We start from the raw sequence: 11190 nt of genomic DNA on the forward strand, positions 1-11190 counted from the left end.
AAGTTCGATGAGAAGAAAAACGTTGACCGCGCTCGCCGCCGGCGCGGCGCTCGTGTTGCGCGCCGGGTGCGTCCCCGCCGCGCAAGCGGCCGACGTGCCTGGTGTCGCGTTCGTCTACCTGGGCAACCCGGGCGACGCAGGCTGGACCTTTGCGCACGATCAAGGCTCGAAAGAGGCCGAGGCGCAGTTCGGCAAGAAGATCAAGATCACGCGCGTCGAGGATGTGCCCGAATCGGCCGATTCCGAACGTGTCTTCCGCGAACTCGCGAGCAAGGGCAACAAAATCATCTTCGGAACGAGCTTCGGCTATCAAGACTTCGAACTGAAGGTCGCGAAAGACTTTCCGGACACGGTGTTTTTGCACGCGACGGGCTACAAGAAGGGCAAGAACTTCGGCACGTACGACGTGCGCATGTATCAAGGCGCCTACCTCGCGGGCATTGTCGCGGGGCATATGACGAAGACGAACACGCTCGGTTTCGTCGCATCGGTGCCGATCCCGGAAGTGGTGCGCAACATCAATGCGTACACGCTCGGCGCCCGCTCGGTCAATCCGAAGGTGCACACGAAGGTCATCTGGATCAACAGCTGGTTCGATCCGGGCAAGGAAAAGCAGGCTGCCGAGACGTTGATCGGGCAGGGGGCCGACGTCCTGCTGCAAAACACCGATTCGAGCGCGACGCTTGCGACGGCCCAAGAAAAGCACGTGCATGCGTTCGGCTGGGACTCCGATATGAAGAAGTTCGGGCCCGATGCGGCGCTGGGCTCGGTGGTCGCGCATTGGGGCGTCTACTATCGTGCCGCGATCGCGCAAGTGCTCGACGGCAAATGGAAGAACGATCCCGTCTGGTGGGGATTGCCCCAGCAAGCGGTGGATCTGGAAGACTTGAACCCAACGGTGACGCCGGCGGCGCTTAACGACGAGAAGAGCGCGCGCAGCGCGATCGCGAGCGGCAAGCGCGATGTCTTCACGGGTCCGATCAAGGATCAAACGGGGGCAGTCAAGGTGCCGGCCGGCACCACGCTGTCCGATGCGCAGCTGCAGCGCCTGAACTGGTACGTCGAAGGCGTGGACGGTACGCTGCCGCACTGACGAAGCTGCGCTGTCGCGCAAAGAGCGGGCGGGACGCCGATGGTATCCCGCCCATCGTCAATCTTCCAAGCGCATCCCCACCTTGAGCGTCACTTGCCAGTGCACGACGCCGCCGTTTTCGATGTGTCCGCGCGTTTCCGTTACTTCGAACCAATTCAGATTGCGCAAGGTCTTCGAGGCGCGTTCGATGGCGCATCGAATCGCATCGTCGCTCGATTTCGTCGACGAACCGGTCAGTTCGATGTATTTGTAGACGTGGTCGTTCATGAGATTTCGCTCCGTTTATCGTCGAGCATGGATAGACCAGTATAGGCAACGATGCGCGGGCATGCCGATGGCGGCGCGCGATATCGTATGGGTCTTGTGCGTTGCCGCCGAGGACGCAGACCGATTCGTTCGAAGGAGAAAGCCACGATGGATCTAGGATTTTGCGGGCCGGGCCTCATGGGCGCGCCGATGATCCGGCATTTGCTCGGTGCCGGGCACTCGGTCTGGGTATGGAACCGCACGCGCGCGAAGGCGCAGGCGCTCGTCGCCGACGGCGCGCAGGTGGTCGATACCCCACGCGATCTCGTTGCCCGCGCGCAAGCGGTGTTGCTGTGCGTGTCCGACACGCAGGCTGTCGAAGACGTCGTATTCGGGCAGGATGGGCTGCTCGGCGGCGATGGGGCCGACGGCGATGCGGGGCGCATGCGTTGGATCGTCGATCACTCGAGCATCGCGCCCGCGGCGACGCGCGCGTACGCGGCGCGTGCGGCAGGCCGGGGCATCGGCTGGGTCGATGCGCCCGTGTCGGGCGGCGTGCCGGGCGCGCAGGCCGGCACGCTCGCCGTGATGGCCGGGGGCAGCGCAGCCGATGTCGCCGCGCTAGAGCCGATCGTTCGCGCCTATGCCGCGCGTGTCACGCATATGGGCGAGGTGGGCGCGGGGCAGATGACGAAACTGTGCAACCAGGCGATCGTCTGCGCGACGGTGGCCGGCGTGGCCGAGGCGGTCGGCCTGGCGCAGGCGGCCGGGATCGATGCGGCTCGACTGCCCGAGGCGCTCGCCGGCGGCTGGGCCGACTCGGTCTTGCTGCGCACGTTCGTGCCGCGCATGACCGAAACGGGGCACGCGCCGCTCGGTTCCTTGAAGACGTTTCAGAAAGACATCGATACGGTGGCCGACGCGGCGCGCGCGGCGGGCGCGGTGATGCCGGTGGTCGGCGCGGTCCAGCAGCTCTTGCGCCTCGGGGCGGCCATGGGGCTCGCGCAGGCCGATCTGGCGGCGTTTATCGACATCGTGCGGCCACAGGCGCGTGCGGCGCGGCATGCGTCGTGAACGCCGGCCGAGCCGCCGTGCGCGGATCCGCTCGATCGCTTAGCGAAACGAGCGCGGTGCCGCGTCGCCGGCGTTTTGCCGGCGGGTGCCGCGTGCCACGGCGCCTGCACCGAATTCGGGCAGGATCTTGACGCGCGCACGGCTCGCGAAGACGAGGAAGCCGAACCCGTTCGTCTCGTACCAGTAGCCCCCGTTCTCGAGCCCTTCGAGCGGCTGTTCGAGCGCATTGGCGATCGATTCGATGCAGCGGCGGCGTAACTCGTCGACGTCGGGATAAGGCGGCTGCGCGCCGCGCACTGTACACAGCAGGACGTCGAGCCCGGGCAGGACGTGCTCGTAGAGCACCGGCTCGTCTTGCGAGCGTGCACGGGCGATCTTGGTATCGAGCTGGACAAACGGTTTGAACTGGCGCAGCACGGCGAGAAACGATTCTTTGCTGTCCGCGCTCGCGCGCCTGCGCTTTCTCGGGAAGGACATAAACATTCGCCTGAAAAAGAGTTGCAAGAAACACAGCGTCCTCATGCGACCACTCCCGGCTCTCGCGCGCCGCACGTCCGATCTTTTATAGCATACGAAAACGTCGCATTCACGAACGCGTACCGTTCGGCACGCATTCCCGACGCACGTAGGCAGTCATATCGAGACCGTGCACACGTTGCGCCGCGCGGCGCTCGACATCTATGGCAATAATAGGCCCGAGTTTCGCCGGCGTGCTGGTCCAACTCATAAAAAATGCCAACTTCTGTGCGCGCACGCGCCTCTATATCGTCCGTTGAAATATCTTCAAACAGCACGGATAATGGTTCGGTTTCGCTCTTGCACGTCGTGCAATGCAAGCGCCGTGCCGCGCCATGGCGCGGGAATGCGACTCGAGGGGCCGCCAAGGACGCATGAAACTATTCACGAAGGGGCTGCTGCTGATCGCCGTGCCGAGTTTGGTCGAACTCGCGCTCGTCGGCATGTTGTCGAAGACGCAGGAGCAGGCGAGCCAGGCGGCGCAATGGGCGTCGCATAGCAAACAAGTGCTTTACCAGGCATCGGTCATCGTCGATCCGCTGTTGCGCGCGGCGGCGCGCGCGCGGGCGGGCCTGATTCTCGGCGATGCCTCCTTCATCGATAGGCAGGTCGTATGGGTCGATCTCGGCGATCGGCTATCGCGGCTCGAAAAGTTGGTTGCCGACGATCCGCTTCAAACGGAGCGTGTGCGGCGCATGCGGGAGGCGGTCGCGGCCTACCGCGCGCGGGCCGATCAAATCTACACCGCCTTGCACAATGGCGAGCACGTGCAGCCCGCCGCGTTCACCGATATGCCCTTGCCGCCGGAGATTCGGGCATTTCGCGATGAGCTGGGCGCATTCGTCGCCGACGAATCGCGGCTCGATACCCAACGCAGCACGCAACTGGCGGCGACGCGCGAGCGCCAGCGCTATGCACTGATCGCGGCCATCGCCGGTTCGATGTTGATTTGGGCGATCGCGGCGCTCGCGTTCGCGGGCAACATCGGGCGGCGGCTGCGCACGCTGACGGCCAATGCGCAGCGGCTCGGCCGCGCGCAGGCGCTCGGTGCGCCGCTTGCCGGTAACGACGAGCTAGCGGACCTCGATGCCGCGCTGCACCGAACGAGCGTACTGCTCACGGAATCGGAACACGATCAGGCTACCTTGCAGGCGACGCTCGAATCGCGCGCGCAGGAGCTGACGCAAGTGAACGATAATCTGCGTCAGCAAAAGCAGGACAACGACATGTTCATTTACAGCGTGTCCCACGATTTGCGCTCGCCGCTCGTCAATCTGCAAGGGTTTTCGCGCGAGCTGCAGGTATCGTGCGACGAATTGCGCAGCATGTTGGACACGGCCCATCTGCCCGAATCGGAGCGCACCCGCATTACGCGTGTGCTCGATGGCAATCTGAGCGAGGCGCTGCACTTTTTGCGCACAGCCGTTACGCGCTCGGCCTCGATCATCGATGCGCTGCTGCGCATCTCGCGTGCGGGCCGGCTCGAATATCAATGGCAACGGGTGAGCGTCGCGCGGGCGGTGGCGCGGGTGGTCGAATCGTTGCATCAGGCGATCGTCGAACGGGGCGTGACCGTTTCCGTCGGCGAACTGCCGCCTGTTTGGGGCGACCCGACCGCGATCGAGCAGATCTTCGCCAATTTGATCGGCAATGCGGTCAATTATCTCGATCCCTCGCGTACCGGACGGATCGAAATAGGGACGCTCGAGCAAGCGCCGCGCGGGAACGACGAACGAGCGCCTAGAATGCGTACGTACTACGTGCGCGACAATGGGCTCGGCATTCCCGACGCTTGCATGCCGAAAATGTTCAGTGCGTTCCAGCGGCTGCACGGCGACCGCGCCAAGGGCGACGGCATCGGGCTGGCGCTGGTGCGCCGCGTGACCGAGCGGCATGGGGGACGCGTGTGGGTCGAATCGGCGGAGGGCGCCGGCTCGACATTTTACGTGACACTGCCCGAACAGCCGTTGCGGATGACCTGAGGGACGAGGCATCGGATCGAACGAGCTTGAGGGCCGGTAGGACCAGAACGACTAGTATGACCGACGTTTTTCACCAGGAGAGTGCGCGCGTGCTCGTCGTCGACGACGACGAGGGAATCTTGCGGCTTGCTCGAAAGTCGCTCGAGCGCGCGGGTTGCCGCGTCTTCGCCTATCCGAGCGCCAAGGCGGCGCACGCGCAGCTTGCCGCCGATGCGCCCGATCTGCTCGTGCTCGACTATCAGCTCGACAGCGCGGAAACCGGGCTCGATTTCTTTCGGCGCTTGCGTGCCGAAGGCACGACGTTGCCCGCGATCCTCGTCACCGGCTTTACCGACGAATCGCGCGTGATCGAAGCGTTGCGCGCCGGTATCTCGGACGTCGTACCGAAATCGGGGGGCTACCTCGAGTATCTGCCCGAGGCCGTCGAGCGCGTGCTGGCTCAAGTCCGATTGCAGCGCGCCTCGGCCGAGGCCCTGTTGCTACGCGACCGCGAAGCGCACTATCGCAGCTTGTCCGAGGCGCTGCCGCACCTCGTGTTCACGAGCAATGCTCAGGGCGAGTGCGATTTCTTCTCGAAGCAGTGGTACGCCTACACGGGGCTCGATGAAGCGGCTTCGCGCGGGCTCGGCTGGTTCGATGCCGTGCATCCCGACGATCGCGACGCGCTGCGCCGGTCCTGGCTCGCTGCCGTGAGCGGGACCACGGGTGCCGACTACCGGCACGAGCTGCGCTTGCGCGCGGCGGACGGCACCTATCGCTGGTTCGATATGCGCATTGCCGACGTGCGCGATGCGAACGGCCGCGTCGGCAAGTGGTTCGCGAGCTGCACCGACATTCAGTCGCAACGCGAAGCGATGGAGGAGCGCGAGCGGCTGCTGACCGCCGAGCAAAGCGCGCGGCAGACGGCCGAAGAGGCCAACCGCGCCAAGGATCGCTTCCTCGCCATGCTTTCGCACGAGCTGCGCACGCCGCTCACGCCGGTGCTGGTGGGCACGCGGGTGCTCGAGACGATGCCCGAGCTGCCCGCCGCCGCGCATTCGAGCGTGAAGATGATTCGGCGCAACATCGAACTCGAAGCGCGGCTCATCGACGACTTGCTCGACTTGACGCGCGTGGCCAACGGCAAGCTGCGTCTCGCGTTGGAAACGGTCGATGTGCACGATGTCGTCGATAGCGTGCTCGAACTGTTCCGTGCCGAGATTCAAGTCAAAGCGCTCGACGTCCATATCGAAAAGCGGGCGGAAAACCATTACGTGCTCGCGGATCCCGCGAGGCTGCAGCAGATGTTATGGAACCTCGTACGCAATGCGGCGAAGTTCACGCCAGACGGCGGGCACATCTACGTGCGCACGCGCGATGCCCGCATGCGTATCGAGATCGAGATCGAAGATACGGGCATCGGCATCGCGCCCGATCAAATCGGCAAACTGTTCAACGCCTTCGAACAGGGCAGCCAGCGTATGACGCAGCAGTTCGGCGGGCTGGGTTTGGGCCTGGCGATCACGAAGGCGTTGACCGATGCGCACGGCGGCACGGTCGGCGCGCGCAGTCCGGGCCCGCACTGCGGCGCGACGTTTACGATCGCGCTGCCGACCGCGGCCGCCCCCGCGCAAGAGCCGGTGCAAGCGGCGTCGGCGCAAGCCGCGGCCGATGAACGGATTGCGATCTTGCTCGTCGAGGATCATGTGGATACGGCCGACGTCATGGCGCATTTGATGCGCTCGCTGGGACACGATGTGGCGGTTGCGGCGTCGGTGGCCGAAGCGCTGGCCGCCACGCATACGCGGACCTTCGATCTAATCGTGAGCGACGTCGGCTTGCCCGACGGCACGGGGCTCGATTTTGTGAGTACGGTGCGCCAGCATTCGCAGGTGCCGGCGATCGCATTGACGGGCTACGGCTCGGACGAGGATATCCGGCGTTGTTTGGCGGCGGGATTCACCGCGCACTTGACCAAGCCCGTCAATTTCACCCAGCTCGAGGTGCTGATTCAACGCACCGCCGAGGCGAAAACGCAAGGCGGTGCGAACGCAAGTTAGTGTGCGCGCTTCCGTAGCGTGCGCGCTTAGCGCGACCGCTGGCGCATCGCGAACGCGCGCTCAGCGTTGCTTGAGCGAATCGCGAATCTCGCGCAGCAGCAAGACATCCTCGGGCGTGGGCGGCGGCTCGGCCGGCGCGGCTTCCTTCGGCTGGCGCAGCGAATTCATGAACTTCACGATCCCGAACACGATGATCGCGAGAATGAGGAAGTTGATCAGTGCCGTGATGAACGAGCCATAGCCGAACACGGCCACGCCGGCGGTTTGCAAATCCTTGAACGAATCGGGGTTGCCCTTGAACGACGGGGGGATGTCGCCGAGCCGGATGAATTTGTTCGAGAAGTCGAGACCGCCCGTGGCGACGCCGACGATCGGCATGATCAGGTCCTTGACGACCGAATTGACGATGGTGGAGAATGCGCCGCCGATGATGACGCCGACAGCCAGATCCATCACGTTGCCCTTGACGGCAAATTCCCTGAATTCCTTGACCATGCCCATATATTTTTCCCTCCTTTGACGGGTTGCATGCGCGCTGTGTCGAATACGCGAACCGCATCGCTCGCGCAAGGCGCATGCCATCGCGGCCATGATAGCGAACGGCCGATTGTCGCGGGAGGATTTTTCGTGCCCGCCGGTGCGGGCGAGCACGTCGATGCGTCAGCTTTTGTAGGCGAGCCTGAGACCGCCCCAATGGCGGCCGTTCACGTAGATCGGCGCGGATGCGTCCTTCATCATTGCGTACGCGCCGCCGCCCATGTCGCGCCGATAGGTTTGGAGCAAGAACGGTTGGGTGTGCGTGGCGGCCGCCAGCCCGGTGCGATCGGCGAACACGCGCCGGTTTCGGCAATTCGCGGCGTTCCACACCGGGTCGCCCGCGCGCTGCGGCTGGGAGAACTTGCGATTGTGGGTGGGCAGGTAGCCGCGTAGATCGACCGCGGCGCAAAACGCGACGCGCTCGTCCAGCGCGAGTAGCGGCTCTTGGATCTCGGGCAAGGCGCGGTCGGTGAAGGCCGTGAATGGCGTCGTGAACTGCTGCGGGTCGGTGCCCGGGATCGGGACGTAGTTCGCGTCGAACAGCGCGGCTTCGGTGATCTCGCCGCGCGCGAGGGCTTGCTCGAAGCGCTTGCCGACCCTTGCGGCCGTGCGTTGCACCGCTTCGATGAAGCGTGTGTCGGGCGTCTCGACGCCGGTTGCCGCTGTCAGCTCGATCAAAGTCTCCGAGACCGACAAGAGGCTGGCGAGACGGTCTTTCGCCTGCAGGAAGTTCGCGCTCGAGTGCTCGACGCCGCTCGCCATGTCGCCGACTTGCTCCTCGAGACGATGGCACTGCGTTTCGATATCGCCCGTCAGCGTCGCGATGTGCTCGGCTTCCTCGTGGAGCTGGTTGATCGCGGTGCCCGTGGATTGCACGATGCCGCCGATGGTGGCCGAGCCTTCCTTGACGCGATGCGCGCGTGCCGTGTTTTCGGCGCCGTCGGCAATCAACTGCTCGGTCTGCTGAGTCAGACGCGCGAGCGTCGCCTCGATCTGCGCCGTGGCCTGAGCGGTCTTGCTCGAGAGGTTTTTGACTTCGGCCGCGACGACGGCGAAGCTCTTGCCCGATTCCCCCGCACGGGCCGCCTCGATCGCGGCGTTGATCGCGAGCAGATGCGTTTGCCGCGCGATCAGCGAGATTTCCTCGGAGACGGTGCTCACGTGATCGAGCGCTTCGCGTAGGGCCTCGATTTGCGTGGCGATGCTTGTCACGCCATCGACCAGGCCATGGATGTCGGCCAGCGAGGCATCGAGCGTTTGCCGCGATTGTTCGACCGCGCTCGACGCCTCGCGGCTCACGACGCGCACTTGCCGCGCGGCTTCGGCGATCCGATGGTTGCCTTGCATCGTGACGGAGGCCGACTCGCGCAGCGAGCGGCAGACATTGGCGTGCTGAGCGACGCGGCTCGCGACTTCTTCGACATGGCCCGACACGTCGCAGATTTCGATGCCGAGTTTGCCGGCGTGCTCGGCAATGTCGCCGACGATCGAGCGGGCGGCACGCGGCCGGCGCAAGGTCAAACGCATGGTGACGGTCTCCTTCGCGCGAGTGCATGCTCGGCCCCGCGCGTCATTGTGTCTTTCTCTGTCTCAGTCTTTGTCTCTGTCTCGTGGCGCCCATATCTATCGGACTTTGCTTACGCAGCGCTTACGCGCGGCGCGATGCCGACGCGGCCCGCGGCCCGTCGAATCCGCAGTTGTCGTTGGGCTCTCCTTTGCGTTAACGGACGGAAGCGGGGCGGACTTGAGTGGGGATGACGATAGTATGACGATAGTGCTTCCAGCCATTGCGCAATCGCCGTGAAACCCTTAGATTGCGCTTGTACCTTCGCACGCACGACGCGCCCGATCAGACCACTCGCAGCAGGCCGGGACTATCCGACGCTCCGCAAGAGAGCCACTGTGCGCGCTTTACCACCACCACGGAGGGGACCGTGCGATGCCTCGTCGCGAGCGCGCGCACGTCGATGCCATGTTCAAACGTTTCACGATTCGCGGTGGGCTCACGCTCACGATCGCGGGCTACACGCTCGCCTTGATGGCGGCAATGGCCGCCGGCATGCTGGGCCTGCGACAAAGCAACAACGCGCTCCAGCAAATGTATGCGACCGATACGGCCGCGCTCACGCATTTGAAAACGAGTTCCGAGCGGATGCTGCAAGTGCGGCTCGCGCTGGGTAGCTATGAGACCCTGTTTTCGATGGGCAAGGCCGGCGACGATTTGCTGCCTAAAGCGCACGCGGTGCTAAAGGATAGCGACGCGCAGTGGGCCGATTACGAGAAAAAGCCGCGCGACGAGAACGAAACGCGCTTGGCCGATGCCGTGACCGCCGCACGCACGGCGCTCGTACAGCAAGCGATCAATCCCGAATTTCAGGCCTTGGAGCAGAACGACTTCAACACGTTCCGTACCATCCAAGGGCAGACCGCGAACGATCTCTACGCGCGTTATGAAGCGGCGATCGGCGAACTCGAGGCGTTGCAGATCTCGCATCAAGAGGCTCGCTATGCTGCCGCGCAAGCGAACTTTCATCGCTTGGCGACGGGCGCCGCGGCGATCGCGGCAATCGCGTTCCTGATCGGACTGTTCGCGCGCACGGCGCTCGTCTCGGCCGTCGTGCGGCCCATCGATACTGTTGTCCGCCATTTCGAACGCATTGCGTCGGGCGATCTGACCGGCACGATCGCGGTCGATCGGCAAAACGAAATGGGGCGCTTGCTCGTCGGTCTGCAGACGATGCAGGCTGCGCTCGTCGCAACGGTGTCGCGTGTGCGCGCAGGCTCGGAAGCAATCATGCACGGCGCGCGCGAGATCGCCACGGGCAATGCCGATCTGTCGCAGCGCACCGAGCAACAAGCGGCGTCGCTGCAAGAAACGGCCTCGAGCATGGAGCAGTTGACGGCGACGGTGAAGCTGAACGCGGCGCATGCGATGGAGGCGAGCGATCTTGCCCACGACGCGTCGGAAACGGCGGCGCGGGGCGGCGAAGTAGTGGGCGACGTCGTGCGCACGATGGAGGACATCGCATCGAGTTCGCATCAGATCGGCGACATCATCGGCGTCATCGAAGGCATCGCCTTCCAGACGAATATCCTCGCGCTGAATGCGGCTGTCGAAGCGGCGCGCGCCGGCGAGCAAGGCCGCGGTTTCGCCGTCGTGGCCGGCGAAGTGCGCAGCCTCGCGCAGCGTAGCGCAAGCGCAGCGAAGGAAATCAAATCGCTGATCGCGCAATCGGCCGACAAGGTCAATAACGGCAACGCGCTCGTCGGCCGTGCCGGCGAAACGATGGGTCAAGTGGTGGCCGCCGTGCATCGCGTGACCGACATCATCGGCAAGATCAGCGCCGCATCGGGCGAACAATCGACGGGCATCGAGCAGATCAACCGCGCCGTTGTGCAGATGGATTCCGTGACGCAGCAGAACGCTGCGCTTGTCGAAGAGGCCGCGGCCGCCGCAGCCTCGCTCGAGGAGCAAGCCGGGCAGCTCGATGCCGCCGTCGCCGCCTTCCACGTCGATGCGCGCTCGCAGTCGATGCGCGCCGCGACGCCTCGGCTTGCGCAGCAATCGGCGACGTCGCATTCGACGCATTCGGGCCGTCCGGTGCTCGCAGGCTGAGCATCGATCGCCGTAAACGAAAGGTCGAATCCACTTCGTCGGGCGCACCTGCGAATATCGCACGTGCGCCCGACGTTCGTTCAAGTG

General features: G+C 64.6%; 9 protein-coding genes. 5 read left to right on the plus strand and 4 right to left on the minus strand.

The features are described from left to right. Window positions 1-7 precede the first annotated feature (7 nt). Window positions 8-1093 (plus strand): BMP family ABC transporter substrate-binding protein, encoded by a 1086-nt coding sequence (locus ACTHN9_RS15715; protein ID WP_440537709.1) that lies wholly within the window; start codon window positions 8-10, stop codon window positions 1091-1093. 57 nt (window positions 1094-1150) lie between these two features. On the opposite strand, the gene ACTHN9_RS15720 is transcribed toward ACTHN9_RS15715, so the two are convergent. Continuing rightward, on the minus strand, window positions 1151-1360 hold the full coding sequence (locus ACTHN9_RS15720) for a dodecin (protein ID WP_440537702.1): 210 nt from the start codon (window positions 1358-1360) through the stop codon (window positions 1151-1153). 147 nt (window positions 1361-1507) lie between these two features. Here ACTHN9_RS15720 and ACTHN9_RS15725 point away from each other — a divergent pair, with 147 nt between their 5' ends. Next, window positions 1508-2413 (plus strand): NAD(P)-dependent oxidoreductase, encoded by a 906-nt coding sequence (locus ACTHN9_RS15725; RefSeq protein ID WP_440537703.1) that lies wholly within the window; start codon window positions 1508-1510, stop codon window positions 2411-2413. A 39-nt stretch (window positions 2414-2452) separates the two neighbouring features. Here ACTHN9_RS15725 and ACTHN9_RS15730 read toward each other — a convergent pair whose 3' ends face one another. Then, window positions 2453-2935 (minus strand): hypothetical protein, encoded by a 483-nt coding sequence (locus ACTHN9_RS15730; RefSeq protein WP_440537704.1) that lies wholly within the window; start codon window positions 2933-2935, stop codon window positions 2453-2455. 368 nt (window positions 2936-3303) lie between these two features. Here ACTHN9_RS15730 and ACTHN9_RS15735 point away from each other — a divergent pair, with 368 nt between their 5' ends. Together ACTHN9_RS15735 and ACTHN9_RS15740 are read left to right on the plus strand one after the other, a co-directional pair. Then, the gene (locus tag ACTHN9_RS15735) at window positions 3304-4911 is read left to right on the plus strand and encodes a sensor histidine kinase (RefSeq protein WP_440537705.1); all 1608 of its coding nucleotides are present in this window, start codon (window positions 3304-3306) and stop codon (window positions 4909-4911) included. Window positions 4912-4967: 56 nt separating this feature from the next. Then, the gene (locus ACTHN9_RS15740; RefSeq protein ID WP_440537706.1) at window positions 4968-6950 is read left to right on the plus strand and encodes a response regulator; all 1983 of its coding nucleotides are present in this window, start codon (window positions 4968-4970) and stop codon (window positions 6948-6950) included. Window positions 6951-7010: 60 nt separating this feature from the next. Here the strand turns inward: ACTHN9_RS15740 and mscL are convergent, their stop codons facing one another. Together mscL and ACTHN9_RS15750 are read right to left on the minus strand one after the other, a co-directional pair. After that, entirely contained in the window at window positions 7011-7451 is a 441-nt protein-coding gene (gene mscL / locus ACTHN9_RS15745) for a large conductance mechanosensitive channel protein MscL (protein ID WP_440537707.1), read from the minus strand. A gap of 159 nt (window positions 7452-7610) precedes the next feature. Continuing rightward, entirely contained in the window at window positions 7611-9014 is a 1404-nt protein-coding gene (locus ACTHN9_RS15750; protein ID WP_440537708.1) for a methyl-accepting chemotaxis protein, read from the minus strand. A gap of 445 nt (window positions 9015-9459) precedes the next feature. On the opposite strand from ACTHN9_RS15750, the gene ACTHN9_RS15755 reads away from it, so the two are divergent. Continuing rightward, window positions 9460-11103 carry a methyl-accepting chemotaxis protein gene (locus ACTHN9_RS15755; RefSeq protein WP_440537710.1) on the plus strand — a complete coding sequence of 548 codons (1644 nt, stop codon included), beginning with the start codon at window positions 9460-9462 and terminating at the stop codon, window positions 11101-11103. Window positions 11104-11190 lie beyond the last annotated feature (87 nt).

It is taken from the genome of Trinickia sp., from assembly GCF_051953405.1.
In the GTDB taxonomy this organism is placed as follows: Bacteria; Pseudomonadota; Gammaproteobacteria; order Burkholderiales; family Burkholderiaceae; genus Trinickia.